Genomic DNA, 26196 nt, shown 5'->3' with positions numbered 1-26196 from the left:
CGCGACCTCCGGTTCATCCCATCGACTTCGATCCGTCGAGGGACTCGCGGATGATGTCGGCGTGGCCGGCGTGCTGCGTCGTCTCGGCGACGATGTGCAGCAGCGCGCGACGCACCGACCAGGCGTCCTCGATGTTCCAGGGGGCCTTGGGGAGTTCGTGGACGACGTCCAGCGACGGCAGCGTGCGCACCAACTCGTCGGTTCGGGCCGCCACCTCGTCATAAGCGCGCAGCGCACCTTCGAGGGTCTCACCGGGCTGCAGCTGGAAGTCCTTGTCGCGTTCGGCGAAATCCTCTTCGGTCCACTCGGTGAAATCCTTCTCCATGTAGTCGGCTCCGACCACGAGGAAATCCGCCCAACCCCGCTCGACCTCGGTGACGTGCTTGATGAGACCACCGATCGTCAAGTTGCTCACCGTCGTTCGCTGCGACGCCTGTTCGGTGGTGAGATCGCGGGCCGTGAACCGCAGGAAGTGCCGCGCGTGGGCGAGGCTCGACAGCAGATCGCGGCGTTCCTGGTCGAGGGTCGGGGTGGCGTTCCGGGTGGTGGTGGTCTCGGTCATCGGGTACTCCTCGTCGTCGTGATCCGGCAAGATCTACGCTACGAGCCATTGGTGCCAGTTCCTGTCACTTATAGGTCGGCAGGTGCGGAAGAATGAGGTCATGTCCGACACGAGCTCCCGCATCCTGCGGCTTCTGTCGCTGTTGCAGACCCACCGCTACTGGCTCGGCGCCGAACTCGCCGACCGGATGGGCGTCTCGTTGCGCACCCTGCGCCGCGACATCGAACGGCTCCGCGATCTCGGATATCCGGTGCGGTCCGATCGCGGGGTCGGCGGTGGGTATCAGCTCGCGCCGGGCGCGTCGTTGCCACCGCTGGCTCTCGACGACGACGAAGCGGTCGCCCTCGCGGTCGGCCTACTCACCGCGGCCCAGACCTCGATCACCGGGATCGCCGAGATCTCCGTGCGCGCGCTGGCCAAGGTCATCCAGGTGATGCCGCCGCGGCTGCGACGCCAGGTGGAGGCGATCGATGCGGCGACGGTCTCCGCCGACATCCCCTGGGCGACCCGCGCGACCGATTCGCAGCAACTCGTCACCGTCGCGCGTGCCTGCCGCGACGACGAACGCATCGTCTTCGAGTACACCGCCGCCGACGGCACCGCGACGGGCCGGCGCGTCGAACCCCGGCAGCTCGTCTCCCTCGGGCGACGCTGGTATCTCGTCGGCTACGACCTCGACCGCAGTGACTGGCGCAGCTTCCGGCTCGACCGCATGGCCGAGACCACGGCCACCGGGATGCGTTTCCGACAACGCGAGCTGCCCGGCGGCGACGCCGCGGCCTTCGTCGAACGCGGCATCCGCAGCCGCTCCCAGGTGAAGGTCAGCGCCGAACTGGAGGCGTCGGAGCACGAGGTGCGCCGCCGGATCGGTCAGTGGGCCGAGGTGATCGCGATCGACTCCGAACGGTGCCGGATCGAGGTGGACGCCGACAGCATGGACTGGGCGGTATTCGCCGTGGGTATGTCCGGTGGGCGGCTGCTCGGCGCGGCGCCACCGGAGTTCGTCGAGTACCTGGAGAACTGGTCGAATCGGCTGGTCACCGCCGACGAACACTCGAAGTGACCATCCATCCGGCGCTATGACACATCCCACAATCGGCCGGGCATCGGAATGCCGTCGGGAGTGGGGGTGGTTGCGCCACCCATGGATCTGTTCACACCCGTAGCCCTCGGAGACCTCGAACTCGCGAACCGCATCGTCATGGCCCCGCTGACCCGCCTGCGTGGTGGTTCGGCCGGTGTACCCGGAGACCTGATCGTCGAGCACTACCGTCAGCGGGCGAGTGCCGGCCTGATCATCACCGAGGGAACCTATGTGAACTTCGAATCGCAGGCCTTCGTCGGTCAGCCCGGCATCGTCACCGACGAGCAGGTCGCCGGCTGGCGTCGCGTCGCGGATGCCGTGCACGAGCGCGACGGACGCGTCGTGCTGCAGTTGATGCACGGCGGCCGCGTCACGCATCCCGACGTCAACGGTGGCCGGCGTGTCGTCGGGCCGAGCGCGATCGCCATCGACGGCCAGGTGCACACCGAGCAGGGCAAGCAGCCCTACCCTGCGCCGCACGCGCTGACCATCGACGAGATCCCGTCCGTCGTCGATGATTTCGTCGCCTCGGCTCGCCGCGCGATCGATGCCGGATTCGACGGCGTCGAGGTCCACAGCGCCAACGGCTACCTGTTGCACGAATTCCTCTCCCCCGCATCGAATGTGCGGGACGACGAGTACGGCGGTTCGGTGGAGAACCGGATCCGCCTCGTCGTCGAAGTCGTGAAGGCCGTGTCGGCGGCAGTCGGCGCCGGACGTGTCGGGTTGCGGATCTCTCCCGAGCACAACATCCAGGACGCAGTCGAGACCGATCGCGACGATGTGCGTGCTGTCTACGGCGCTCTGGTCGACGCCCTGCAGCCCCTGGGCCTGGCGTATCTGTCGGTCCTTCACAAGGAGCCGACCGGAGATCTGGCGCAGGAGCTCCGGAAGCGTTTCGGCGGCAAGGTGATCGCCAACAGCGGTTTCGGCTCGCCGACTACGCGTGACGAGGCCGTGCAGCTGATCGACGATTCGCACGCCGACGCCGTGGCCGTCGGCCGCGCGCTGATCGCCAATCCCGACCTGGTCGAGCGCTGGCGGGACGGGCAGCCGGAGAACGCACCGCGTCCGGAGCTGTTCTATGCGTCCGGAGCCGAGGGGTACACCGACTACCCGTTCCTGCAGACCGTCTGAGCGTAAGCCCTACGAGGCGCTCGGATCCTTGCGCGCCGAACCGTTTCTCGCCGCTGCTGTAGCGCGGGCGAGCCTCGGTTCGGCGCGCGAGGTCGTTTCGGTCTCCCGAGACAGGTCGGGCATCATCCGTTCGAGCACCGGCCGCCAGCGCGCCACATCATCCGGGAAACACGTGCTCAGCAGCTCGACCATCGCCGACGGAGCGATCGAAGCGCCGGGCGACGCCCCGAGCAACCCGGCGCTGCTGCCGTCCGCGCTCGCCACGACCTCGGTGCCGAAGGTCAGGACCCCGACCCTGCGACGATCGGGTTTGACGAGCTGAGCTCGTTGCCCCGCGTCGATCGACTCCCAGTCGGACTCCCGCGCCTCGGGACAGAATCGCTGCAGCTGCCGGAACTTCCGCGCGCGGGACGCGAGCAGCTGGCCGACGAGATAGCGCACCAGCGACAGATTCTGCAGGCCCACCGCCACCAACGGGGCGATGTTGTGCAGGCGCAGGGTGGTGAACAGATCGGTGAGCCGGCCGCGTGTGAGCAATCTCGTGCTGAACGTGGCGTACGGCCCGAACATCAACCACTCGCGGCCGTCGACGACCCGCTTGTCGAGATGCGGCACCGACATCGGTGGTGCTCCCACCTCGGCCTGGCTGTAGACCTTCGCTGCATGCTGGGACACCACGTCGGGCTCGCCGGTGCGCAGGAACTGCGCGCCGATGGGAAAGACGGCGAAACCTCGCACCTCCGGGATCCGGGCCTTCTGCAAGAGTTTCAGGGCGTACCCGCCGGCGCCGACGAACACGAACCGGGATCGGACCGAGAACCGTCCCGTCTTCGTGTGCCCGGAGACGGTCCACCGCCCGTTGGCGGCGCGGCGCAGTCGTGTGACCTCGTGTCCGGTACGAAGCTCGACGCCACGACGACGCGCGTCCGACAGCAGTCGGTGTGTCAGGGCACCGAAGTCGACGTCGGTGCCCGCCTCGTAGCGCGTGGCGGCGACCGGTTCGGAGCCCGAGCGACCGGTCATCACCAGCGGTGCCCACCGCGCGATCGTGTCGGGGTCCTCGCTGTACTCCATGGCCGAGAACAGCGGCGAGCGTTGCAGGGTGGCGTGCCGCTGTCGCAGATAGTCCACATCGCGTTCGCCGAAGACGACGTTCATATGCGGTGTCACGTTCACGAACGTCGCCTCGTCCGGGTCGTCGAGGGACTCCCAGAACTGCCGTGAGATCCGGAACTGTCCGCCGATCTCCTCGGCCCGGGTCGAATCCGCGGGATCGGGCATGTAGTTCAGTTCGCACAGACCTGCGTGGCCGGTGCCCGCGTTGTTCCATGGGGCGCTGCTCTCGGCCGCGACCTCGTCGAGTCGTTCCAGGACGAGGATCGACCGATCGGGTTCGAGGCGTGTCAGCAGTGCACCCAGTGTTGCCGACATGATGCCGCCGCCGATCAGGACGGCGTCGTACTCCTGGTCGCCGTACTGTGCTCCGTCGGCAGAATGCCTCCGATCCACCATCATTCACCTGCTTTCGCCGTTGTCGACCTTCAGCGTGCCCCCTTCCGATTCATCCGTCCAATGAGCTCTTGCAGGCAGTACCATGCAGATGTGGATTGGTATGTGACGCCCGAGACCGCAATGGTCGCCCCGCTGCTCGTCGCCTTCGACGCCGCGGCGCGCGAAGGTCACATCACGCGCGCGGCGGATCTGCTCGACGTTCCCCAGTCTTCCGTCAGTCGCCGCATCCGGGCACTCGAGAAGGCAGTGGGTGTGGCGTTGTTCCAGCAGTCCGGGCGAGGGGTCGTGCTGACGACTGCCGGGAGGGAGTTGCACGAACGCACCCGGCATCTGGTCCGCGAACTCGACGGTGCGATCACCACGGTGCGTGAGCACGCCGATCCCGACCACGGCGTCGTCCGCTTCGGGTTCCCGCTCACCCTCGGGCCGGTGAGCATCCCGTCGTTGCTGGCCGAGTTCCACCGACTGGCCCCCGGCGTCCGGTTGCATCTGGTCCAGGCACACGGTGAAGAGCTCGCGGAGATGGTTCGCGACGGCCGGCTCGATCTCGCCGTCATCATCCCTCCACCGGAGGATCTGCCGGTCACCGTGCTCGCGCAACAGCGACTGTTGCTCCACCTCCCGAGCAGCCATCGACTCGCCGGCCGTGCCCGCCTCGACCTGCGCGATCTCGCGGACGATCACTTCATCGCCAGCCCACCCGACTATCACATCCGCAGAGAACTCGAATCAGCTTGCGACGAAGCAGGATTCGAACCGTACATCGCGTTCGAGATCAGCGAGTTCGAAACGATCCGGGCATTGGTCGCCCAGGGCCTCGGTGTCGCACTGCTGCCTCGCTCGGAAACGCCTGTGCCCGGAATCGTCACCGTGCCGGTCGCCGGAATCGCGAATCGCACCATCGGATTGACGACCGGGACGAGGACGCCGTCCCCGGCGGTCGCGCGACTGCACGCTCACATCGCCGGGCACGCCGATAGATTCGACGGTCGCCGGCTCGATTCGTAGGTATCGTCCATCGAACGCAAGACATGGCGCACAGCTTCGCGAGCCGTGCGCCATCTCCTGCGTCGCCGGTCCCGACAAGACGCAAGTCCGGGTTCGAATGGTCGCCGGCGGGGTATGCCACACAGATGCGATCGCCCGCAAACAGTGGTACCCGACGCCGCTGCCTACCACCAGCAAGGCGGCGCACTGTAAAACATGTTCGATCTGCGCCATCCGGGCAGGAGCCGGTAACGATCTGCGACGTGCTCCGGCCGGCGCTGGGGCGGTTCCCGTTCGGTCGGCCGGTGAAGACCGATCCGCTCGGGCAGATCGACACCACATTCGACGATTCGGCAGACACATCGACCCCCGAGCCCGTCGTCGCCTTTCTCTGACCTACCTACCGTCGAGGAGTTCTCCATGACAGCAACAGATCTCGGTTCCAGTGCCACGTTCGCCGGGCAACCGGTCGCCTCCCAGTTCATCGATGGGCAGTGGCGCGAGGGACGCTCCGACCGCGTCCTGACCGACACCAACCCGTTCGACGACAGCGTGGTCGCCACGATCCGCCTCGCTTCCGCCCAGGACGTCGACGCCGCCTACACCTCCGCCCGGGCAGCACAGACCGAGTGGGCAGCGACCGGTCCCGCCGACCGCGCCGCGGTCCTGCGTCGCGCCGCGCAGATCCTCGAACAACGCCGAGCCGAGATCATCGACTGGCTGGTCGCCGAGTCCGGCTCGACGCGGATCAAGGCCGATACCGAAGTCTCCCTGGCCATCGGCATCACTCAGGAGGCGGCGTCGTTCCCGTCCCGGGTCCACGGATCGATCTTCGATTCGAACACCCCGAACCGTGAGATGCGGGTGTACCGCAAGCCCATCGGAGTGGTCGGGGTGATCAGCCCGTGGAATTTCCCGCTGCACCTGTCACAGCGATCGGTGGCACCGGCGTTGGCGTTGGGCAATGCCGTGGTGATCAAGCCGGCCTCGGACACTCCGGTGACCGGCGGCCTGTTGATCGCGCGGATCTTCGAGGAAGCAGGCCTTCCGGCGGGAGTGTTGTCGGTGGTGATCGGCTCCGGTTCTGAGATCGGCGATGCTTTCGTCGAGCATCCCGTCCCGCGGTTGATCTCCTTCACCGGCTCGACACCGGTCGGCAAGCAGGTCGGTGCGGTCGCCACCGGCGGTAAGCACCTCAAGAAGGTGGCACTCGAATTGGGCGGCAACGCACCCCTGGTGGTCCTCGACGACGCCGATCTCGACGCGGCCGTCGAGGCAGCGGTGACCGGGTCGTTCCTGCATTCCGGACAGATCTGCATGGCCGTGAATCGCATCATCGTGCAGGCGCCGGTGTACGACGATTTCCTCGATCGGTTCACCCGAGCCGCGCAGGCCGTGTCCTACGGCGATCCGTCCGCAGACGGCACTTTGGTCGGGCCCGTCGTCAACGATTCGCAGTTGAAGGGCCTCGAGGAGAAGATCGAGCAGGCCCGGGACGCCGGAGCACGCGTTGCGCTCGGTGGGGAGATCGACGGCCGGGTCGTGCCTCCGCACGTGTTCGTCGACGTCACGTCCGATATGGAGATCGCCCGCGAGGAGATCTTCGGCCCGATGGTCGCGGTCCTACGCGCCGATGACGAAGCACACGCCCTCGAACTGGCCAACGACCACGAATTCGGTCTGTCCAGCGCGGTGTTCACGCAGAATATCGACCGGGGACTGCAATTCGCGCATCGGGTCGAGGCGGGCATGACGTTCATCAACGAGATGACCGTTCAGGACGAGGCACACGTGGCATTCGGTGGCGAACGCAACTCCGGTCTCGGACGATTCAACGGCGCGTGGGCGATCGAGGAGTTCACCACAGATCACACCATCGGCGTGACTCGGCTGGTGTAGGCACGCCGCAGCGCCCTCCGACTCCGATACAGCATTCTGCCGTCTGCACCCTGCCCAGCCTCGGGGTGCAGACGGCAAGCTGTCACAGAAGCCTCCTCGGTTGACGGTGAGAACGCCCGGACCGGCGTGCCGTTGCGTTCGCTGCCTCCTCTTTGTAGGCTCTGTTCATGGCAGGATTGTTGACAATCCTACAAACCCGGAGGCGGCCGATGGAGTTCCCGAACCGACGCGCCCATATTCTCTGCGGTCCCCGATCCTGACGCGGCGCACGCGATGAACGACGACCAGCTCAACATAGGACAGCGCCCCAGCGTCTCCTGCACGGACGAGGACGTCCGGATTCGCGTCCTCGCCGACAGACTCCGGACACTGGGCGTCCCGGTCGACACCTCCACGCGTCGACGGGCCGAGTACTCCTACGACGCCTCCAACTACCGGGTGCCACCTTCGGCCGTGGTCTTTCCTCGGTCGGTGGACGACGTCGTGGCGGTGGTGACCGTCTGCGGCGACACCGGGATTCCGTTGGTCAGCCGAGGGGGCGGGACCTCGATGGCGGGCAATGCCGTCGGCCCCGGTGTGATCGTCGACTTCTCCCGGCACATGAACCGCATTCTCGACATCGACGACACGGCCGGTCTCGCCGACGTCGAACCGGGCGTCGTGCTCGCGACCCTCACGCGGGCGTCCGAGGACGCGTCCTCAGGCCGGATGACCTTCGCCCCCGATCCCTCGTCGAAGAACCGGGCCACGGTCGGTGGCGCGCTGGGCAACGACGCCTGCGGCAACCACTCGGTGCGCTACGGCCGCATGTCCGATCACGTCCACGAGATCGACATCGTCACCGCCGACGGGTTCCGGCTCACCGCGGCGCAGCAAGGTCTGCGTGCCACCGATCCCGACGACGCGGCCGCTGCGGCGCGCGCGCAGCAGCTCGACGCCGAGCTCACCGCGCTGGCAGGCGAGCACCTGTTCGAGTTCCGCACCGAACTCGGGAGGATCCAACGGCAGGTCTCGGGTTACCACCTCGATCATCTGTTGCCGGAGAAGCGGTTCGACGTCGCCCGTGCGCTCGTCGGATCCGAGGGAACCTGCGCGGTGATCGTCGGTGCCCGCGTCGAGTTGGTTCCCCGCCCGTCCAGCGCGTTGCTGGTCTGCCTCGGCTACGACGATGTCGTCGACGCGGCCCGCGACATCGGAACCATCCTGGAGTTCTCGCCTGCGGCAGTCGAGGGTGTCGACGCGGCGATCGTCGAGACCATGCGGCTGCGTCGGGGCGAGAACTCCGTCCTCGGACTCCCGGTGGGAAACGCCTGGCTCTACGTCGACCTGGACGGTGACGACCCGGACTCCGTGGCCGCGGCCGCCGACGCACTGCTCGACAAACTTCGCCGGAACGGCCGCCTCGTCGACGGCCGCCTCGCGGCCGACACCACCGAGCGTGCTTCCCTGTGGCGGGTGCGCGAGGACGGCGCCGGACTGTCCTCCCGCCTGGCATCCGGCGGCGAATCCTGGCCGGGCTGGGAGGATTCCGCTGTCGCGCCGGAGAACCTCGCCGATTACCTCCAGGACTTCCGCGCACTGCTCGACCGGCACGGTCTGCAGGGCGTGATGTACGGGCACTTCGGCGCCGGCTGCATGCACATCCGCATCACCTACGACCTGCGCACCGAGGAAGGCCGGCAGGTCTTCCGCGAGTTCACGCACGAGGCCGCGCGGCTGGTGGTCCGTCACGGCGGATCGCTCTCCGGAGAACACGGCGACGGCCGTGCCCGCTCGGAACTGCTGCCGGTAATGTACTCCGCGCGGATGATGAGCGCATTCCGCGCCTTCCGCACGATCTGGGACCCGCAAGGCATCCTGAACCCGGGATCGCTGACCGACCCGGCGCGGATCGATGACGATCTGGCGTTGGCGGACGTTCCCGAACGCACCTGGCGTACCCACTACGACCTGCACCCGATCGAGGCGGTCCGTCCCGACGGCGCGCGGCCGCAACACACCCCCGCCCCGTGGGTGCACGCCGTCCAGGGCTGCATCGGCGTCGGACGATGCCGGGCCGACTCCGGTGGCGTGATGTGCCCGAGCTACCGCGCGACCCGCGACGAGAAGGACTCCACTCGGGGCCGGGCCCGGGTCCTGCAGGAGATGGTGCGCGGCGCCCGCACAATCGAGCAAGGGTGGAAATCCGAGGAAGTGCGTGAGGCACTCGATCTGTGCCTGTCGTGCAAGGCCTGCTCGACCGACTGCCCGGCCGGCGTCGACATGGCCACCTACAAATCCGAGTTCTTCTCGCACTACTACGACGGCACACGACGACCGGTGTCGCACTATTCGCTGGGGTGGCTGCCACGCTGGCTCCGCCTCACGGGGTTGGCAGCACCGCTGGTCAACGCGGTCCTGCGCACTTCTCTCGCCAAGCGCGCCACCGCACTCGGCGGCATTTCCCCCGACCGGGTATTTCCGCCCTTCGCCTCCCGGCGGGCCTGGAAGAAGGCCGTGCGCGACGCACTACGTGGCCGGTCCGGTTCGACGCCGGTGGTGCTGTTCGTCGACACCTTCACTCGCGGGTTGCGGCCGGAGGTCGCCGGTGCCGCCGCCCGCGTGCTCGCCTCGGCGGATCAGCAGGTGATGAGCTGCTCCGCAGACGCGTGCTGCGGACTGACGTGGATCTCCACCGGCCAGCTCGACACCGCGAAGAAGAAGCTCTCCCACGCCGCCCGCACACTGGACGACGGCACCGACCGGCCGATCGTCGTCGTCGAGCCGAGTTGCGCCGCCGCCCTGCGCAAGGACCTGCCCGAGCTGGTGCCCACCGAGGCTGCGCGTCGCGTCGCCGCACGGGTCCACAGCTTCGCGTCCTATCTGGACACTATGGTGCGCAACGGCTGGACACCCGCCCCTGCACAACCGCTACCGAACGAGATAGTGCTGCAGACCCATTGCCACGAGTACTCCGTGTTCGGCGCCGGAAGCCATCGCCGGATCCTGACCGCAGCGGGAGTCGACGACGTCCGCGACGCAGTCGGATGCTGCGGCGTGGCAGGAAACTTCGGATTCGAGAAACAACACCACGACATCAGCATGAAGGTCGCCGAGACCTCCCTCGCCCCGGCACTGCGCGCGGCCGACGACGACTCCGCGGTGGTCACCGACGGCTTCTCATGCGCGATGCAGGTTGCGCAGATCGACGTGTCCGCCCCGGGGCAACATCTCGCAGAACTTCTCGACCCCGGGCCACGAATGTCGATGAACAACGCCATCTCCGAGGAGGAAAGCGCATGACCGATGCAACGATCGTCGGGACACGGGTGGGCGTCTCCGACGCAGTGTCCCGCGTCAGCACAGAATTGTTCATCGACGGTGAGTGGGTCGAGTCGACCACCGGCGAACGATTCGAGGTCGTCGCCCCGGCGACCGAGGAGGTCATCGCGACCGTCGCGAACGGCAACGCCGACGACGCCCGGCGTGCCGTCGAGACCTGTGCTCGCGTGCAGAAGCACTGGGCGAAGACCGCTCCGCGCGAACGCAGCGTGATCCTTCGCCGGGCCTACGATCTCATCCTGGAGCGGCAGGACGAGTTCGCGACCATCATGACCACCGAGATGGGCAAACCCTTCGCCGAGGCGAAGGGCGAGGTCGCCTACGCCGCGGAGTTCTTCCGGTGGTTCTCCGAGGAAGCCGTCCGCATCGGCGGCGATGTGACCAGCACCGGCGACGGCGCGACCCGCATCCTGGTGTCCAAGGAGCCGGTGGGACCGTGCGTCCTCGTCACGCCGTGGAACTTCCCGCTCGCCATGGGTACCCGCAAGATCGGACCCGCCATCGCAGCCGGATGCACCATCGTCTTCAAACCCTCGGAGCTGACGCCGTTGACCTCGCTGGCCCTGGTCGACGTGCTCGTCGAGGCCGGTGTGCCCAAGGGTGTGCTGAACGTCGTGCCCACCACCGCACCCGGGGAGGTCGTCTCGACCTGGATGTCCAGCGGTATCGCACGCAAGATCAGTTTCACCGGTTCGACCGCGGTGGGCATCCGGCTGCTCGAACAGGCATCCCAGCACGTGATGCGCAGCTCGATGGAGCTGGGCGGAAATGCCCCGCTCATCGTATTCGAGGACGCCGATCTCGACCGGGCCGTAGACGGCGCGCTCGCCGCGAAGATGCGCAACATGGGTGAGGCCTGCACCGCCGCGAACCGCATCTTCGTGCACCGCGCGGTCGCCGATCGGTTCGCCGAGAAGCTCGCTGCCCGTATGGATGCCCTCGCCGTCGGGGACGGCCTGGTCGAGGGCACCCAAGTCGGTCCGCTGGTCGAGGAGAAGGCTCTGACGAAGGTGGAACGTCTCGTCGCCGATGCCGTCGAACGTGGAGCGCGCGTGGTGTGTGGCGGCAGCCGGCCCGAGGGACCCGGCTACTTCTACCCACCCACCGTCCTCGCCGACGTGTCGAAGGACGCCGCGTTGATGAGCGAGGAGATCTTCGGGCCGGTCGCGTCCATCGTCGTCTTCGATACCGAGGACGAGGTCGTCGAGATCGCCAACAACACGCCCTGGGGACTGGCCGGATACATCTTCACCCAGGATGTCGACCGCAGTTTCCGTGTCAGCGAAGCGCTCGAGGTCGGCATGGTCGGGCTGAACACCGGCATCGTGTCCAACCCCGCGGCACCGTTCGGCGGCATCAAGGCATCGGGTCTCGGACGTGAGGGAAGCACCATCGGTATCGACGAGTTCCTCGAGGTCAAGTACGTCGCTGTTCCTCGTCGGTGACGCATGGTCTCACTGCGCCGCCGATCCGTGCGCGCCGAACCGTGTTTCGACGCAACTGCAACGCGCGCGAAGCCCGGTTCAGCGCAAGGTCGGTACGGCCTACCCGCGTAGCTCAGGAATCACCTGTTCACGCAACGGTTCCTGCTCGGTCGGCCGCAGTGCCGCACCACTTCGCGAGCGCGGCGTCGAGACCGTCCGTCGAGCCCCCACCCATGCCACGTGCCCGTCGGTGCGCACGAGCACAGCCGACGGCGCGTCCCCCTCACCGAGCAACGACAATCCCCAAGCGGCGTCGTAACGCGCCCACACGAGGTCGACGCATTCAGGACGATGCCCGGAATCGATTGGTGGACCGTCGGATTGCAGCAGAAGTGGGCGAGCCCGAACACTCGAACCGGCTTCTCCTCGGCAATGACGTCGAGATCCGGCATGCGTCGTCCCAGCAGCGGGTGTCCCTCACCGAGGTCGTAGGCGACGTCGAGGCCGGAGATCAACGCCGCGATCGGTGAGCCGGCATCGTCGACGCGGAGCACCTCGTCGATCAGATCGCGCAGGGCCTCCTAGCGCGAATCGGCCTTCTGGATGCCCAGGCCGACACCAAGTCCGCCGGTGGGGAGTTCCTCGGTGACCCGCACTTCGGCGATCAGGCTGCTACGTGTCGCAGCCGACCCCTCGAATCCGATCCCGGCCTCGCAGCGCACGACAGCGCACGACACTGCGCCCACCACGTACCGAGCCTGGTGCACCCGAAGGTCGCGGTGTTCACCGTTCGCCCCTCGGCAAGGAAGCGCCCGGCGATCCCTCGATGATCGACGAGCGTCCCGGGTCAGCCCTCGATGATGCGCTTGATCGCGTCCAGGGTCGCCGGAATTCCGCTGCGGGCGGCCTGCTCCCGCGCGGCGATCCGGGCAGGTGCCTCCGCCCCCAACTTCTCGTGGAAGAATTTCTGCCCGGCTTCGGTGAACTCCCAGGTCTCCGTGAGTTCCGTGCCGGCGTCCGCGGGCTTGATGACGTAGCTCCAGCGCACGAGGCCCGGGCCGACCGACCATGCGAATTCGCGGCCCGGGGAGGCGACGACGACCTTCGACCGGGCCTCCCAGGTGCGTTCGGGGGTGACGTTCCGGCCGGTGAAGAAGGAACCGACCTCGGGGCCCTGCCCTTCGTCCCACCAGCACTCCGCGCAGACGGGCGACCATTCACCCGTGCGGGTGACGTCGGAGACGAGGGCGTACACCTCGTCGGGGGTGGCGGAAACGACGACGGAGGACTCGAAGGTCAGGGGTGTGGTCTGCATGGCCACCATCCTGCCCTGTCCCGATCAGTGCGGCGCGACGCACCTGCCTGCCCGCCTGCCCTTGCCGACGACTACGCAGTGACGGCTCTGGTCCCCACACGCGCGGGCACGGGTCCGGCCGCGACCAAGGTGAACGGCGTCTTCACCGGAAAATCGTCGTGAAGGGATTCCACCTCGAGTTTTCGCACCACACTGGCGAGGCCCAGGATTGCTTCGAGCATGGCGAAATGATCTCCGATGCAGGTGCGTGGGCCACCACCGAACGGCAGATACTGCCACCGCGACCTCTCTACCGATCGCCCGGGGGCGAACCGATCCGGGTCGAATTTCTCGGGCTCGTCCCAGAGCGACGGATCATGGTGGAGCGCGTAGGTGCCGACGATCGTATTCGTCCCGGCAGGGATACGGTAACCGTCGACCTCCACGTCGCGCATTGCCATTCGCGCGGCCGTCGCTGCGGGCGGACACATCCTCAGTGACTCATGGACTATCTGGACGGTGTAGGGCAGATCCCCGATATCGCTCGCGCGCAACATGCGGTCTCCGATGGCTGCAGCCTCCCGCGCCACCCGCTCCTGCATCTCGCGATTGCGGCCGAGCTGCCACAAGCTGTAGGCGAGAGTGGTCGCGGTGGTGTCGTGACCCGCGAAGAGAAACGCGAGCAACTCGTCACGGATCTTCTCGTCGCTGAACGCTCTGCCAGTGACCGGATCGGTGAGCTCGAAGAACAGCTTGATCAATTCGGCGCCATTGCCAGCACCGCTCCGCGCGGCGTCCATCGCCTCGTTGAGCGTTTCGGTGACAACAGCCAACGAAACACGGAAACGATGACGGGCACGTGTCGGCAGCCATGTCGGGGTTCGTATCGGTTGCAGGGCACGTCGTCCCACGAATTGCACCACCTGTCCGAGTGGAACTCCGACAGCTTCGGATCTCTCGCTGAGATCCGTTCCGAAGAGTGACCGGCCAAGGACACGCAGGGTGAGTCGCCGGGTTTCGGTGTCGAGATCGATCGACCCGCCCTCGCTCCACTCTGCCGCCATCGTGTCGGCGACCTCGGCGATCCGGTCGGCGTAGACCGCTACGTGCTTCTTGGTGAACAAAGGCTGCAACGCACGACGGTGCGGCACCCACGAATCGTGAGGAAGATTGAAGAGATTGTCGCCGACCCACACCCGTCCCTCGACGTGGACGGTCATTTCCTTGTCGAAGGAACCGTCGGAACCGCCGAGAACATCGTGGGCGCCCTGCGGTGAGGTGACGATAGCGAAGGTCGGCGCCCACCGGGCAGGACCGATATGTACGAGGGTGACCGGCCCGCCTGCATCACGGAATTTCTCGGGACCGGTATCGAGATGTCGGAGTGCCCGGATGCGGTCGATCAAATGCATCGGCACGTCGGGCGCAATCGGAAAATCCTGGGCCTGTGCGCTTGTCCTGGCCATTCTCCGAGTGTGGTCCGCCTCGGACGGTCACACCAGACCCACTACCGAGTCATTGCGCAACCGCAACCTTGCTGAACTCGAAGGGCAGGCTCGCATGTAACAACAGTTTGACCCGCGGGAAGACCGGATCTCGAATTGCACTCTCGAGACGTAAAGCGGTGTCCGCGTGAGGATGTCCACTTGTACTCGCGCAATGTTGATCATCGGGATTATTCTGTTCGGGCTGCTCGTCGGCGCGGTGGCACAGCTCGTCGTGGGCAGGTCCGGGACCGGGATCGACTGGACTCTCGCGTTGGTCGCGGGCGTCGGGGGTTCGTTCATCGGCGGTCTGCTCATCAGCCTTCTCGCAGGTGACGGACTCGAATTACGCCCCAGCGGGATCATCGGCCCCCTCGCCGGCGCGATCATCGTGACCGCTGCCTGGTCGGCCTGGAAGTCCCGGTCGCGTCAGGCCTAGCGCTATCGGTATCCCGCGACGAGAGACGATGCCCGAGTGACCTCATGCCCCGCAACCGAGCAGCGACTGCTCGACATCGTTCCCGGAAATCCGGTGTGCCGGGTCGTCCTGGACCGGGCGGGTGAACTCGGCATCGGAGACTGGTATCTCACCGCGGGCGGAGTCTTCCAGTCGGTCTGGAACTTTCTCGACGGCCGCGACCGGCAGGCCGGCATCCGGGACTACGGGTCTACGCTCCGCACGGTTTCGACGACCTGTTCGGGATGGTGCTCCGCCCGAATCCGGTGCTGGCACCTCGCAACGTGTACGAAGCGAAAGCCCGACGATGGCAGGTGGAATGGACTCGATTGGTCGTCGAACCGTGGCCCGAGCGCTGACATCCTCATTCGCCGAGATCCTCGTCGAATCTGCGTCGCGCTTCCTCGATGCGGGGAAGATTCGTCGACGCCCACATCAATAGAGCGTCGATCGGTTCGCGCACCGTCTTCCCCAGTGCCGTGATGCGGTATTCGACCGCGACGGGACGGGTGTTCACCACCCGGCGTTCGACGATTCCGTTGCGTTCGAGTCTGCGCAACGTGGTCGTCAGGGATTTCTGCGTGACCTCGGGAACGGCGCGCCGCAGCTCGTTGAAGCGGCGCGGAGCCTCGCACAATTCGGTGAGCACGCTCAAGGACCACTTGTCGAGGATCTGCCCCAACAGTTCCCGGTGGGCGGCGACGGCGAGCAGATCGTGGTCAGCGGTATCCGACATGAAACCTGGTTTCGTTGAAGTGACTTCCGGATACCAAGTATAAATCAGATACCATTTGGTTCCGACCCCAGGAGAACTCCGTGTCCGTCACCCTGTTCAGCCCCGAAGGCACGCTGCCGAACGCTCCTTACCACCACGTCGCAGTCTCCACCGGCACGCGACAGGTCCATCTCGCCGGACAGGTCGCATACATGCCGGACGGCTCACCGATTCCTACCGAGCTGGCCGGTCAGGTGGCCCAAGCGCTGCGCAACGTCGCACGAGGCTTGGACGGAGCCGGCGCGACCTTCCGCGATGTCGTGCGCCTGACGTTCTACGTCACAGACTGGCATCCCGAGAAGATCGGACAGTTCATGGCCGGTGTGCAGGCCGTCGCGCAGGAGATCGATCTGCCCGATCCGATGCCGCCGGCATCGCTGATCGGTGTCGCGGCGCTCTACGAACCTGTCGTGCTCGTGGAGATCGAAGCCACCGCGGTTCTCGAGGGATGAGCGTCGTAGATCAGGCCGCGCAGATCCCGAAGACGGGGAATCCGTCGTCACCCGCAGTAGACCGGAACGCGACCCGCACCCGGGCCTCGGCGCAGTCGGGGAACGATCCTTCGATCTTCGAGTAGAGCCATGGCCCGTCGTCGAGTTCGACGATCGCGAGGGTGACCGCGCTGTCGTCCTGCGCGCCGTCGTCGAGCGGTTCGACGACCTTCCAGGACACGATCGAGCCGGTGCCGGAGCAGCGGGCGGACTCGAGGTTCGCGCCGCCGCAGGAGGAGCAGCACGCTGTCTCCGGAGCGTGAAGCGTCGTGCAGCTTCCGCAGCGCAGGATCGTCATGCAGTTCTGCGTCGCGTGGGGCGCCATCGCAGTCCTTCCGTCAACGGAAAATGTCCGAGCCACGAAGCGGTCCGTCGTAGAGGGGGGCGGGACCCCGACGGGCCGATGACGTGGCTCCGATCATCGGCCCCCTATTCGAAGGTAGGTCGACTCGGGACCTTTTCCATCGGTACGCGAGCACACAGATCGTGGGGGTTCGCTGGTCGCAGCGCACAATGCCGGGTCGGTCGACAGGGGCTTTCGGGTCGTTCGGGCCACCGGATGTCACTTGGACAAGCGCCGAATAAACCTCCCTACCTGCAGATCTTCCCTACTTCGGCGTGTTCCAGCTCGCACCGGCACCCAGTGCCACGCGCGGACACTGTGCGCGCAGCCCGAACCACTACCGAAACAGTGTGCAGCCGCACCGGTGAACCGAGGGACGTTCGTCCTTCACGTGAAAGACAGCGGCACCCGATTCGCCGGGTCGACTCGCCCGCAAGCTCGGTCACTCCAACGCCGCACACTGCGCGCTGTTGCCCGGCAACGCACTCGAAGCGCTGGCCGGCCTTGCAGGACGTCGCCAGGAGTCGGGGCGGATCTGCCCCGCCGACGCGGATATCTCGGGCATGCCGCCCACGCTCATCCAGGTCGGCTCGCACTAATTGTTCTTGTGGACGCGGAGTCGATGGCCGACCGTCTCGCCGACGCCGGTATGGCGTGCGATCTGCAGGTCTGGGACCGGCAGGTGCACATATTCCAGGCCGCCGCGGATCTGCTACCCGAAGGAGTCCGCGCGATCGGCGAGATCGGACGGTTCGTTCGCAGCACCGTGCCCGGCTCCCGCTGACGCGCAGTCAGCCGGGCGCGGGCGGAATCTCCGAATCGGGGGCGAGCACGGCGGCGCCGAGCCAGTGGCACAGCGCCAGCGCGTTCTCGAGGTCGAGCCGACACTCGCGGACACTGTGCCCGATCTGCTCCTCCGCCTTGCTGATCCGGTAGGCGACCGAATTCCGGTGCAGATGTAGTCTTTCCGCTGTGGCGACGAAACTCCCTCCGCTGGAAAGGAATTCCCGCAGCGTGTGCCGCAGTTGCGCGGCAGCGGGATCGTCGGCGGCGAGGCGACCGAGCACATCCCCCACCCAGCCGCGGGCCCACTCGAGATTCGTGCACATCAACGCGACCGCGCCGACCTCGTCGATCGAGACGAGACGCGGACCCGGCAGCGCCGATGTCAGAGCCACCTCCCGCGCCTGCGCCGCCTGCCGATGGGTGCGGACGAAACCGTCGATCCCCTCCTGCGGCGCGCCGACGGCGACACCGACAGGTCGCTGCCATGCCGCGACGATCCCGGACAGTCCCCTCGGGTCGATGCGATCGACCGTGCCGAGCGGGATCCATGCCCAGGCGGTGTACTCGTCGAACTGTTCGAACAGCACCCGACCTCCCCGCCCGAGATGTTCGGCCAGAGTCGTCACTGCCTGCTCGAGACCGTTCCATTCGGTGCCGGACCGGTCCCCACCGACCACCTCGATATCGTCCGTCCAGACGATCACCCCGAGGTGGCGCTGGCCGAGCCGGTAGCCGAGGGTGCGCTCGGCGTCCCCCACCTCGATCGGTCGTCCGGCCAGGATGTCCTGGATGCGGGCGGTCCGGGAGGCGTTGCGGTTGAGCAGCCAGGTATCGCGCTCGGTCTCGTAGACCCCGAGCAGCTTCTGCGACACCCCGTCGATCCCCGCGGAGAGTTTCATCAGGATCTCCACGCCCGCCTGCATCACTGCCGCGGCGTCGTCGCTGAGTCCGGCCAGCACCTCGAGGCACCAGCGCATGATGCTGTCCTGCGCGAGCCGGTTGCTGCGGTCGACCACCGAGACGGGGAATCCCTGTCGGGCCAGCATGCGCACCAGCGAGTAGGACGCCGCCGGGATCTCGATCTCCTCGAGGTCGTCCCGCAGGAACCGGGTCATGGCTGCGACGCCTTCCTCCGCGGCCTGGGCGAGGGAGCGGCGGGTGTGGCGGTCGGTGGACACCGCCTCGATCTCGGCCGAGATCCGCTCGGTCATGTACTGCGTGATCTCGGCGTGCCGCGTCGTCGACAGGTCGGCGACCGCCTCGATCAAGGCACGCGTGGCAGGTCCGGGATCGCCCACGCTGTGGGTGTCCTGTCCGATCTCGTGAGGATTCATCGTGTCCGATTCCGGAGGCTACGGCGTCTGTCCGAGTGCACTGCCTTGCCGAGCGCACCGCCTCGACCGTAACGGCTCGGGACGGGCCGCCACCGCGGATCGGGGCGTCCCTCGGGCAACGATCATGCCGACACTCACGCCGGGTGTTGTCCGGACCCGTCGGTTGCGCCGCCTAACCTGTCACGGTGAGTGAATCAGGCCGAGCGCGGTTCGGCGCGATGGAGGACGCGTTGGTGCGGGACGACCGCCTGCGCCTGTTCTCGTTCGCGACGGCCGAGAAAAGGGTGCACTACCTGTGGGTTCTGCGCGCATTCGATCACGCGCGCGGCAACTACTCGGTGCTGTTGCACGCCGGCGACGTCGAGAACGTCCTCACCCGACTGCCCGGCGCGAGCGGCGACGACGTGCCCGATTCCTCCGAGATCCCGGCGCTGCTCGAGCAGCTGCACGCGTGGGGTGTGCTCGAACGCAGTTACGACGGATCCCGGGCAGCGACGCTCGCCGAGTACCGCAACCGGCACTACGTCTACCAGTTCGGGCAGGCGGGCTACCGGGTGTTCCGCGCCGTGGAGGACGTGTTGTCCTCCCGCGGGGAGGACGTCTCGCTGTCACGTCTGGCCCTTCCCGATCTGCTTGCCGATCTCAACGATCTCGCCGACGCGAACGCCGCCGGCGACGGCGAGCTGGTCTACCGGAAGTTGAGCCGCCTCGACGCGACGTTGTCGGACATGGCCGAGCGCGCCGCCCGTTTCTATCTCGTCCTCGGCGAGCTGGTGCGCACCACCGAGGTCACCCCGAAGACCTTCCTCGCCCACAAGGACGCGCTGCTCACCCATATGCGCGAGTTCAGCACCGACCTGGCCCGCTACGCCCCGAAGCTTTCCACGGCGCTCGACCGGGTACAGGCCACCGGGGTTCAGAAGCTCACCGCGGCCGCGGCCCGGCACGACGAGCGGGTGCTGCTCTCGTTCGAGGAACGCGAAGCGGACTGGGCGCAGCGCTGGTGGGGCGTCGAACACTGGTTCGTCGGTGTGGGCTCCGAACCGAGCGAATCCGAACGCCTGCGCGGCGCGACCATCAACGCGATCTCCGCGGTGCTCGGGCTGCTGCGCCGGCTCACCGAGCAGCGTCGCGGGGGTGTCAGCCGCGAGTCGCAGCTGCGGCATCTCGCGGGCTGGTTCGCTGCCGCGCCGTCCGAGGAGGCCGCGCACGCACTGTTCGATGCGGTGTTCGACCTGGGCCGGCCCCGACACTTCTCCGTCGCCCATCCCGATGCCGACATCGTGCCGGTCACCCGCTCGTGGTGGGAAGCGCCTCCCGTGGAGATCGCCCGCACCCTCGCCGAGACCGGCCGGCGCCCCGCAGCGGGAGCGCCGGGGCGGATCCAGCGCAACGACGCCGGAGTACGGCGGCTGCGCGAGGCGCAACTCGAGAAGCAGCGTCGCCGGGCCGAAGCGGCGCGTTCCCTCGCCGCCGGAGGGGTGCGCGAACGGAAACTGAGCGAACCGGAAGCAGAGGTGCTGTTGAGCCTGCTCGACGCCGCACTGTCGGCCCGCGTGCCCGTGAGCGGGCGGGTGCGCAGCGACGATGCGTCCTCTGGTACGCAGAACGGCGTCAAGCTCACCCTCCGACCGAGCGGCGAGTCGACGGTGGTACACACCGCGCGCGGGCGCCTGTATCTCGACGGTCTGTCGGTGGAGGTGCGATGAGGGCGCGTTCGATTCCGTCCGTCGAGCTGGATTCGTATCAGCGCGCCGCGCGGCTGGTGCTCACCCACCACCTCGTCACCGCGACCTTTCCCGACCGGTCGGCGCTGGCGACGGTGCGCCGCTGGGCCACCGAGCTGCGGGAGGATCTGCTCGCCACCTTCGGATACCGGCTCGAGGTCACCGAGACCACCGCGCGGCTGTTCACCGTCGCCGATCGCCTCGACGCGGGGGCGGGCACGTCGACGCACACCGGCCGGCCGTTCGACCGGCGCCGCTATGCCTATCTCGCGTTGGCGATCGCGGCGCTCGGTCGCGGCGCCGGGCAGATCACGCTGTCCGAACTCGCCGAGCACGTCGCGTCCGAGGCGAGCCGGGTGGACGGTGTGAAGCTCGACACCGAACGTGCCGCCGATCGCGATGCCTTCGTCGATGCCGTGACCTGGCTCGGCGTGCGCGGGGCGATCACCCTCGCCGACGGTGATGCGGGCAGGTGGGCGAGCGATCCCGACAGTGGTGAGGCGCTCTACGACGTCGACCGCGCGGTCGTGCATGCCCTGTTCCGGCCACCGCGGGCGTTGCAGCACCTCGAATCGGTGCGCGGTCTGCTCGGCAATGCCGGTGCCCCGCAATCGGATACGGCGGAGGTCCGGAGGCGGGTGCGACGCGCACTGGTGCAGCGTCCCGTGGTGTACGCCGACGATCTCGACGACGACGAAGCGCTGCAGTTGGCGTTGCCGCGCACCACCGACGAAGTAAAGTTGCTCACCGGCCTGGTGTGTGAGCGTCGCGCCGAAGGTGTTGCGCTGGTGGATACCTCGGGACGACTGTCAGATGTACGGTTTCCGAACACGGGGACGGTCGCGCAGGTCGCGCTGTTGCTGGCCGGGGAGATGTGCGATCGCGTCCTCGATCCCGACGCCCCTGCCCCACCCCGGATACCCGTACCTGCACAGACACAGGACGCTCTCCTCGCGGCCGTCGATTCCGCGATCCCGAGGTCGACGGTGTTCACCCCGCTCGCGGCGTCCGACACCCCGATCCCCGACGAGCTGGAGCAGGACGACGCCGCTCGTGCCCCGCTCGAGCATCCCTTGCTCGAGGATTCGTGGCTGGCGGGCACGGTCGGGCGTCTCGTCGACATCTACGGCCGGACCTTCGCCGCGCAGTGGCAGGGCGACCCCGCGGGACTGGCCGAGGCCGCGGTGGACATGCTCGATCGGCTGCGGCTGGTGGCCCGGGTACCCGGCGGGGTGCTCGTCCTGCCCGCGATCGCGCGCTTCCGCGGCGTGACGGTCAGTGTGCGCGAACGTGATCCGGAGATCGACCTGTTCCCCGAGACCACCCCGCCGACAGTCCCCGCACCCGATACGAACCCGACGGAGATCTCATGAGCAGCGCCCGATTCCGCCCCACGCGTGCCGGGATCATCAACCTGTGGGACTACCGCGACCAGGAGTTCTCGTTCGCCGACGGACGACTGGTGCTGCGCGGACCGAACGGGTCGGGCAAGACGAAGGCGCTCGAGGTGCTGTTCCCGTTCGTGCTCGACGGCCGGATCGAACCGCGACGTCTGAACCCGTTCGCCGGCGAGGAGCGCACCATGCGCTCGAACCTGCTGTACCGGGGGCAGGACAGCGCCCACTCGTACGTGTGGATGGAGTTCTGCCGCGGCCGCGCCGACGACCCGGAGGCCGTCACCGTCGGCATCGGGATGCGCGCCACCCGCGGCAACGACAAGGTCACCCGCTGGCATTTCGTCGTCGACGGCCGTGTGGGAGTCGACTTCTCGCTGCTCGACGACGAGGACCGACCGCTCACCCGCAAACAACTGGTCGATCAGATCGGGGCCGACGCGATCGCCGATCGTCCCGTCGACTACCGGGCGGCGATCGACGCGCGCATGTTCGGTCTGGGCGCACAACGCTACGACCAGCTGATCAACCTGATCCTCACGCTGCGCCGCCCCCAGCTCGCCAAGAACCTCGACCCGAAGGGCCTGTCGCAGGCGCTGACCGACGGTCTTCGTCCCCTCGACGACGATCTCATCGTCGAGGCCGCCCGCTCGTTCTCCGCGATCGAGGAGGTCGAACGCACCCTCGAATCCCTCGCGGCCGCCGACGATGCGGCGCAGCAGTTCGTCAAGGTGTATTCGAAGTACATCCGGCAGCAGGCCCGTACCGCCGTCGACAAGGTCGCCACCCGTCTCGGGGTGGTGGACACCGCGGTGCGGTCGCTGCGTGAGGCGGCCGAGGCCCGCACCGAGGCCGCCACCGCACGCACGGCCTCGGAGGAACAGCTCCTGGTGGCCGAACGTGACCACGAACAGGCACGCACCACCCTCGAGGCACTGCACCGCTCCAGCGCCTACGAGGGCAAACAGCAACTCGACGACCTCGCCTCGGCGGTGAAGAACCTCGAGCGCACCACCGCCGCGCAGGCCGAGCAGGCGAACCGCGCCCAGGCCGTCGTGGCCGACCGGCTCCGCGACCACGACAGTGCCCGCGACGCGCTCGAGACGGCGACGGCGGCACGTCGTCGCGCCGAGGACGGGCTGAGTGCGGCGGCCGAGGACGCCGGCATCACATGGACCGGTCTCGACGGCATCGAACGGACCGAGCAGCTCAGCGCGGCGATCGACGCGCTCGCCGAGGAACGCGACGCCGACGTGCGCGTGGTGCGCAGCGCACTGTCCCAGCTCGACGGTGCCGCCGCTGCGCGGTCGCGGGCCGAGGCTGCCGCGGTGCGTGCTCGCGCGCAACGCGACACCGCGTCGGCCGCGGTGGAGGCCGGCGAGACCATGGTCGAGCTGTCCCGCAGCGAGGTCGCCGCCGAGCTGGGCCGGTGGTGGTCCGATCGCGCCGAGACCTTCGCGGCTGTGGGCCTGTCCACCCCGGTCTTCGAGGCGCTCGACACCGCCTTCGGCACCGTCGGTCAGGACGATGCCCCGTCCCCGGCGGCGGTGTTCGCCGAGCACACCGGGCCCGTGCTCGACGACCTGCGGTTCCGGCGTCGCGTGTGCGGCGCGGAGATCGAATCGCTCGGCACCCGGATCGCCGAACTCGAGGCCGAACGCACCGCCGTCGCAGCCGAAAGTGACGACGCTCCCCCCACCTTCCCGGCCCGCACCGGCAACCGCGACGATCTCGTCGGCGCGCCGCTGTGGCAGCTCGTCCGCTTCCGCGACGACGCCTCGGCGCAGGACGCCGCCGGTATCGAAGCGGCCCTGCAGGGCGCGAACCTGCTCGACGGGTGGATCACCGACGGCGTCGGCGACCTGCCGGACATCGAGTCGCAGCAATTGTTGGTGCCGCTGGCACCCGGGCACCGGCCGAGCGGTCCCACGCTCGCCGATGTACTCGTTCCCGAAACCGACACGGCCGTCCCCGAGGAACGGGTCGCCGCGGTGCTGTCGTCGATCGCATGGGCCACCGATCCCGGCCCGGACGCGCGGGTGTCGGTCGATGCGCACGGTAGGTTCCGGCAGGGAGTGCAGCTCGGTCGCCACGTCAAGGAGCAGGCCGAGTTCATCGGAGCCACCGCCCGCGCCCGGCGGCGGCAGCGTCGCATCGTCGAACTCGAGACCACCATCGCCGAGTGCCGAGCCGACGTGGCGTCGCTGCGCGAGCAGGATCGCGAGATCGGCGACCGGCTCACCGCACTCGACGAGGCCGTGAAGTCGTTGCCGCGCACCGGATCCGTGCTCGCCGCGCTACGCAAGGTCACCGAATGCGCCGGCGCGCTGCGGACCGCATCCGAATCCGCATCCGCCGCCGACCGCGATCTGGACCAAGCGATCGCCGCGGTCGCCACCAAAGAACAGCACCTGCGGTCGACGGCCGGCCGACACCGGGCACCTCTCACCGCGACGGAACTCGACAGTCTCGATGCGGCCGTGCGGCACTTCCGTTCGCAGGGCCAGGCCTTGCAGCGCGCGCTGCGCGAGCAGGTCACCTGCGGTGATCGCCTCCGCGACAACGACGTTCGCCTCGACGAGGCGCGGGTCTCCGCCGAGAATGCGGCCGAACTCGCGGCGGAGAACGCCGAGACGCTGGCCAACGAGCAGCAGAAGCTCGAGACGCTACGCGAGTCGATCGGGGCGAGCGCCGACCGAATCGATGCCCAGCTCGACGAGGCCCGGCGCCGAATCGAGGCGGCGAAGACCGCCGAGCGGACCGCACGTAAGGCCCACGAGTCGGCGCTCGAGCGGATCGGCAAGGCCGAGGCCGCCCACACGGGCGCCGAGCAGACACTGCGGTCGGCGCTCACCGAGGCCCGCGCCGACGCCGATGCTCTGGCTCCCTTCGCCCGCCGCGACCTGCTGACCCTGCTAGGCGTGGAGAGCGAGCACGTGTGGCCGTCCAGCGCCGCCGCGTGGCTCGACGCCGATCAGCTGACCTATCGGATCCGGCAGTCCCCCGACGACACCGTCGACGTGCTGCCCACCGAGGTTGTCGCGTTGTTCCGGGCACTCGACGCCGCCACCGACTCGGTCACGGCCTCCGAGTCGACCCGCAAGTCCACCGCCTCTGCACTGACCTCCGCGCTGCAGGAGTTCGACGCCGAACTCGCCCGGGGTCGCGACTACCGCCTGCATTGGGACGCTGCCGACGGCATCACCGTCGTGCAGGTACAGGACGAACAGGGGTACACGTCCGTCGCGGCGTTCGCGCAGCGCATCGCGCGGGCGCGGCAGGAACAGGAAACCCTGCTCACCGACTCCGAACGGCGCATCCTCGAGGACGCGCTGCTCACCGGTCTCGCGCAGCAGATCCACGAACGCACCGTCGACGCCCGCGACCTCATCGCCCGGATGGGCACCGAGATGCGGCAACGGCACATGTCCTCGGGCAACACCATCGGGGTGCACTGGGTGCTCGCCGACCATCTCGACGAACCGGCCCGGGCAGTGTGCAAGCTCCTCGACCGTGACGCGTCGATGCTGGCTCCGGAGGATCTGGCGGGGATCCGCGCGCATTTCGCCTCGCGGATCCGCGCGGAGCGGGCCGCGCATCCGGAACGGTCGTACCCGGAGATCCTCGCCGCGACGCTGGATTACCGCCGGTGGCGGGTGTTCTCGTTCAGCCTCGTCGGTGCGGACGGCAGCGAGGACCGCCTCACCCCGGCCCGGCACTCGGCGTTGTCCGGTGGCGAACAGTCCGTCTCCCTGCACCTGCCGTTGTTCGCCGCGGCGCACGTGATGCTCGATTCCGCCGACCCGCACTCGCCGCGCCTGCTCGCCCTCGACGAGGCGTTCGCCGGTGTCGACGACACCGGCCGCAGCGAATTGCTCGGCCTGTCCGTGCAATTCGACCTCGACCTGTTCATGACCGGTTTCGACCTGTGGATCACCTACGCCGGCGTGCCGGGGTGCGCCCATTACGACCTGTCGCATTCGGTGGCCGAGCACACCGTCGCCACCACGCTGCTGGTGTGGTCCGGTGGCGAACTGCTCGCCGAGCACGACGGGTCGGATCTGGAGAGCGCGCTGGGATCGCCGCGCACCCGACGGATCACACGCCCGGTGGAAGGAGCCCTCGAGTTCGCATGATCATGACGACGGTCACTACGGCGTGTTCCTCCTCGATCGAGGCTCTCAC

The 26196-nt window shown here is 68.0% G+C and carries 23 protein-coding genes and 1 pseudogene; 16 read left to right on the top strand and 8 right to left on the bottom strand.

Features of this window, described 5'->3' with window-relative positions:
- Positions 1-13: 13 nt before the first annotated feature.
- Positions 14-562, bottom strand: a complete 549-nt coding sequence (locus RBB84_RS07270) for a DinB family protein (RefSeq protein ID WP_197481784.1) — start codon at positions 560-562, stop codon at positions 14-16.
- 100 nt (positions 563-662) lie between these two features.
- Between RBB84_RS07270 and RBB84_RS07265 the strand changes: the two genes are divergently transcribed.
- On the top strand, positions 663-1625 hold the full coding sequence (locus tag RBB84_RS07265) for a YafY family protein (RefSeq protein WP_064255691.1): 963 nt from the start codon (positions 663-665) through the stop codon (positions 1623-1625).
- Positions 1626-1706: 81 nt separating this feature from the next.
- On the top strand, positions 1707-2783 hold the full coding sequence (locus tag RBB84_RS07260; RefSeq protein ID WP_064255585.1) for an alkene reductase: 1077 nt from the start codon (positions 1707-1709) through the stop codon (positions 2781-2783).
- Between the two features lie 9 nt (positions 2784-2792).
- Here RBB84_RS07260 and mqo read toward each other — a convergent pair whose 3' ends face one another.
- Positions 2793-4298: a malate dehydrogenase (quinone) gene (mqo, locus tag RBB84_RS07255; protein ID WP_350247327.1), complete on the bottom strand. Its 1506-nt coding sequence runs from the start codon at positions 4296-4298 to the stop codon at positions 2793-2795.
- A gap of 87 nt (positions 4299-4385) precedes the next feature.
- Here mqo and RBB84_RS07250 point away from each other — a divergent pair, with 87 nt between their 5' ends.
- The 5 genes from RBB84_RS07250 (at position 4386) to RBB84_RS07230 (ending at position 12456) form a co-directional block, all read left to right on the top strand.
- Positions 4386-5303 (top strand): LysR substrate-binding domain-containing protein, encoded by a 918-nt coding sequence (locus RBB84_RS07250; RefSeq protein WP_231911938.1) that lies wholly within the window; start codon positions 4386-4388, stop codon positions 5301-5303.
- 399 nt (positions 5304-5702) lie between these two features.
- Positions 5703-7181, top strand: coding sequence for an aldehyde dehydrogenase family protein (locus RBB84_RS07245; protein WP_064255583.1), 1479 nt, complete (start codon positions 5703-5705; stop codon positions 7179-7181).
- 273 nt (positions 7182-7454) lie between these two features.
- Positions 7455-10463 (top strand): FAD-binding and (Fe-S)-binding domain-containing protein, encoded by a 3009-nt coding sequence (locus RBB84_RS07240; RefSeq protein ID WP_231911937.1) that lies wholly within the window; start codon positions 7455-7457, stop codon positions 10461-10463.
- Positions 10460-11947, top strand: coding sequence for an NAD-dependent succinate-semialdehyde dehydrogenase (locus RBB84_RS07235; RefSeq protein WP_064255582.1), 1488 nt, complete (start codon positions 10460-10462; stop codon positions 11945-11947). Before RBB84_RS07240 ends, RBB84_RS07235 begins: the two co-directional genes overlap by 4 nt.
- Positions 11948-12294: 347 nt before the next feature.
- Complete coding sequence (locus RBB84_RS07230; protein ID WP_156666046.1) at positions 12295-12456, top strand: hypothetical protein; 162 nt, start codon at positions 12295-12297, stop codon at positions 12454-12456.
- A 51-nt stretch (positions 12457-12507) separates the two neighbouring features.
- On the opposite strand, the gene RBB84_RS07225 is transcribed toward RBB84_RS07230, so the two are convergent.
- From RBB84_RS07225 to RBB84_RS07215, 3 genes are all read right to left on the bottom strand, one after another.
- The gene (locus tag RBB84_RS07225) at positions 12508-12675 is read right to left on the bottom strand and encodes a hypothetical protein (RefSeq protein ID WP_156666045.1); all 168 of its coding nucleotides are present in this window, start codon (positions 12673-12675) and stop codon (positions 12508-12510) included.
- 98 nt (positions 12676-12773) lie between these two features.
- Positions 12774-13250, bottom strand: coding sequence for an SRPBCC family protein (locus RBB84_RS07220; protein ID WP_024100882.1), 477 nt, complete (start codon positions 13248-13250; stop codon positions 12774-12776).
- 62 nt (positions 13251-13312) lie between these two features.
- A complete protein-coding gene (locus tag RBB84_RS07215; RefSeq protein WP_064255580.1) occupies positions 13313-14686 on the bottom strand; it encodes a cytochrome P450 in 1374 nt (457 codons plus the stop codon).
- A gap of 193 nt (positions 14687-14879) precedes the next feature.
- Between RBB84_RS07215 and RBB84_RS07210 the strand changes: the two genes are divergently transcribed.
- The 3 genes and pseudogenes from RBB84_RS07210 (at position 14880) to RBB84_RS07200 (ending at position 15520) form a co-directional block, all read left to right on the top strand.
- Complete coding sequence (locus RBB84_RS07210; protein ID WP_033096671.1) at positions 14880-15143, top strand: membrane protein; 264 nt, start codon at positions 14880-14882, stop codon at positions 15141-15143.
- 36 nt (positions 15144-15179) lie between these two features.
- Positions 15180-15317 (top strand): annotated as a pseudogene (locus RBB84_RS07205) (hypothetical protein); the annotation flags it as partial.
- Between the two features lie 89 nt (positions 15318-15406).
- Positions 15407-15520, top strand: coding sequence for a hypothetical protein (locus tag RBB84_RS07200; RefSeq protein WP_231911936.1), 114 nt, complete (start codon positions 15407-15409; stop codon positions 15518-15520).
- Between the two features lie 5 nt (positions 15521-15525).
- Here the strand turns inward: RBB84_RS07200 and RBB84_RS07195 are convergent, their stop codons facing one another.
- Entirely contained in the window at positions 15526-15897 is a 372-nt protein-coding gene (locus RBB84_RS07195; protein ID WP_039587212.1) for a helix-turn-helix domain-containing protein, read from the bottom strand.
- An 80-nt stretch (positions 15898-15977) separates the two neighbouring features.
- On the opposite strand from RBB84_RS07195, the gene RBB84_RS07190 reads away from it, so the two are divergent.
- The gene (locus tag RBB84_RS07190; RefSeq protein ID WP_024100879.1) at positions 15978-16388 is read left to right on the top strand and encodes a RidA family protein; all 411 of its coding nucleotides are present in this window, start codon (positions 15978-15980) and stop codon (positions 16386-16388) included.
- A 10-nt stretch (positions 16389-16398) separates the two neighbouring features.
- Here RBB84_RS07190 and RBB84_RS07185 read toward each other — a convergent pair whose 3' ends face one another.
- Positions 16399-16752, bottom strand: coding sequence for an OB-fold domain-containing protein (locus RBB84_RS07185; protein ID WP_006551994.1), 354 nt, complete (start codon positions 16750-16752; stop codon positions 16399-16401).
- A 488-nt stretch (positions 16753-17240) separates the two neighbouring features.
- Here RBB84_RS07185 and RBB84_RS07180 point away from each other — a divergent pair, with 488 nt between their 5' ends.
- Both RBB84_RS07180 and RBB84_RS07175 read left to right on the top strand, forming a co-directional pair.
- Entirely contained in the window at positions 17241-17369 is a 129-nt protein-coding gene (locus RBB84_RS07180) for a hypothetical protein (RefSeq protein ID WP_265579964.1), read from the top strand.
- A 23-nt stretch (positions 17370-17392) separates the two neighbouring features.
- Entirely contained in the window at positions 17393-17554 is a 162-nt protein-coding gene (locus RBB84_RS07175) for a hypothetical protein (protein WP_175427958.1), read from the top strand.
- Positions 17555-17561: 7 nt separating this feature from the next.
- Here RBB84_RS07175 and RBB84_RS07170 read toward each other — a convergent pair whose 3' ends face one another.
- Positions 17562-18890: a helix-turn-helix domain-containing protein gene (locus tag RBB84_RS07170; protein ID WP_064255579.1), complete on the bottom strand. Its 1329-nt coding sequence runs from the start codon at positions 18888-18890 to the stop codon at positions 17562-17564.
- A gap of 218 nt (positions 18891-19108) precedes the next feature.
- Here RBB84_RS07170 and RBB84_RS07165 point away from each other — a divergent pair, with 218 nt between their 5' ends.
- The 3 genes from RBB84_RS07165 to RBB84_RS07155 are packed head-to-tail and all read left to right on the top strand — an operon-like array spanning position 19109 to position 26147.
- Complete coding sequence (locus tag RBB84_RS07165; protein ID WP_064255578.1) at positions 19109-20599, top strand: TIGR02677 family protein; 1491 nt, start codon at positions 19109-19111, stop codon at positions 20597-20599.
- Positions 20596-21990, top strand: a complete 1395-nt coding sequence (locus tag RBB84_RS07160) for a TIGR02678 family protein (protein WP_064255577.1) — start codon at positions 20596-20598, stop codon at positions 21988-21990. The genes RBB84_RS07165 and RBB84_RS07160 overlap by 4 nt, the downstream gene beginning before the upstream one ends.
- A complete protein-coding gene (locus RBB84_RS07155; protein WP_350247320.1) occupies positions 21987-26147 on the top strand; it encodes a TIGR02680 family protein in 4161 nt (1386 codons plus the stop codon). The genes RBB84_RS07160 and RBB84_RS07155 overlap by 4 nt, the downstream gene beginning before the upstream one ends.
- The last annotated feature ends 49 nt before the right edge of the window (positions 26148-26196 follow it).

This window comes from Rhodococcus sp. D-6, from assembly GCF_040256695.1.
GTDB classification, from domain to species: Bacteria; Actinomycetota; Actinomycetes; order Mycobacteriales; family Mycobacteriaceae; genus Rhodococcus; species Rhodococcus pyridinivorans.
The sequence above is the reverse complement of the archived record's forward strand: the minus strand, read 5'-3'. Positions and strand labels throughout refer to the sequence as shown.

Coding starts and splice junctions, on each gene's coding strand:
- RBB84_RS07270 (WP_197481784.1), bottom strand. CDS start 562: ATGACCGAGACCACCACCACCCGGAACGCCACCCCGACCCTCGACCAG.
- RBB84_RS07265 (WP_064255691.1), top strand. CDS start 663: ATGTCCGACACGAGCTCCCGCATCCTGCGGCTTCTGTCGCTGTTGCAG.
- RBB84_RS07260 (WP_064255585.1), top strand. CDS start 1,707: ATGGATCTGTTCACACCCGTAGCCCTCGGAGACCTCGAACTCGCGAAC.
- mqo (WP_350247327.1), bottom strand. CDS start 4,298: ATGATGGTGGATCGGAGGCATTCTGCCGACGGAGCACAGTACGGCGAC.
- RBB84_RS07245 (WP_064255583.1), top strand. CDS start 5,703: ATGACAGCAACAGATCTCGGTTCCAGTGCCACGTTCGCCGGGCAACCG.
- RBB84_RS07240 (WP_231911937.1), top strand. CDS start 7,455: ATGAACGACGACCAGCTCAACATAGGACAGCGCCCCAGCGTCTCCTGC.
- RBB84_RS07235 (WP_064255582.1), top strand. CDS start 10,460: ATGACCGATGCAACGATCGTCGGGACACGGGTGGGCGTCTCCGACGCA.
- RBB84_RS07220 (WP_024100882.1), bottom strand. CDS start 13,250: ATGGTGGCCATGCAGACCACACCCCTGACCTTCGAGTCCTCCGTCGTC.
- RBB84_RS07215 (WP_064255580.1), bottom strand. CDS start 14,686: ATGGCCAGGACAAGCGCACAGGCCCAGGATTTTCCGATTGCGCCCGAC.
- RBB84_RS07210 (WP_033096671.1), top strand. CDS start 14,880: ATGTTGATCATCGGGATTATTCTGTTCGGGCTGCTCGTCGGCGCGGTG.
- RBB84_RS07200 (WP_231911936.1), top strand. CDS start 15,407: ATGGTGCTCCGCCCGAATCCGGTGCTGGCACCTCGCAACGTGTACGAA.
- RBB84_RS07195 (WP_039587212.1), bottom strand. CDS start 15,897: ATGTCGGATACCGCTGACCACGATCTGCTCGCCGTCGCCGCCCACCGG.
- RBB84_RS07185 (WP_006551994.1), bottom strand. CDS start 16,752: ATGGCGCCCCACGCGACGCAGAACTGCATGACGATCCTGCGCTGCGGA.
- RBB84_RS07175 (WP_175427958.1), top strand. CDS start 17,393: ATGGCCGACCGTCTCGCCGACGCCGGTATGGCGTGCGATCTGCAGGTC.
- RBB84_RS07170 (WP_064255579.1), bottom strand. CDS start 18,890: ATGAATCCTCACGAGATCGGACAGGACACCCACAGCGTGGGCGATCCC.
- RBB84_RS07165 (WP_064255578.1), top strand. CDS start 19,109: ATGGAGGACGCGTTGGTGCGGGACGACCGCCTGCGCCTGTTCTCGTTC.
- RBB84_RS07160 (WP_064255577.1), top strand. CDS start 20,596: ATGAGGGCGCGTTCGATTCCGTCCGTCGAGCTGGATTCGTATCAGCGC.
- RBB84_RS07155 (WP_350247320.1), top strand. CDS start 21,987: ATGAGCAGCGCCCGATTCCGCCCCACGCGTGCCGGGATCATCAACCTG.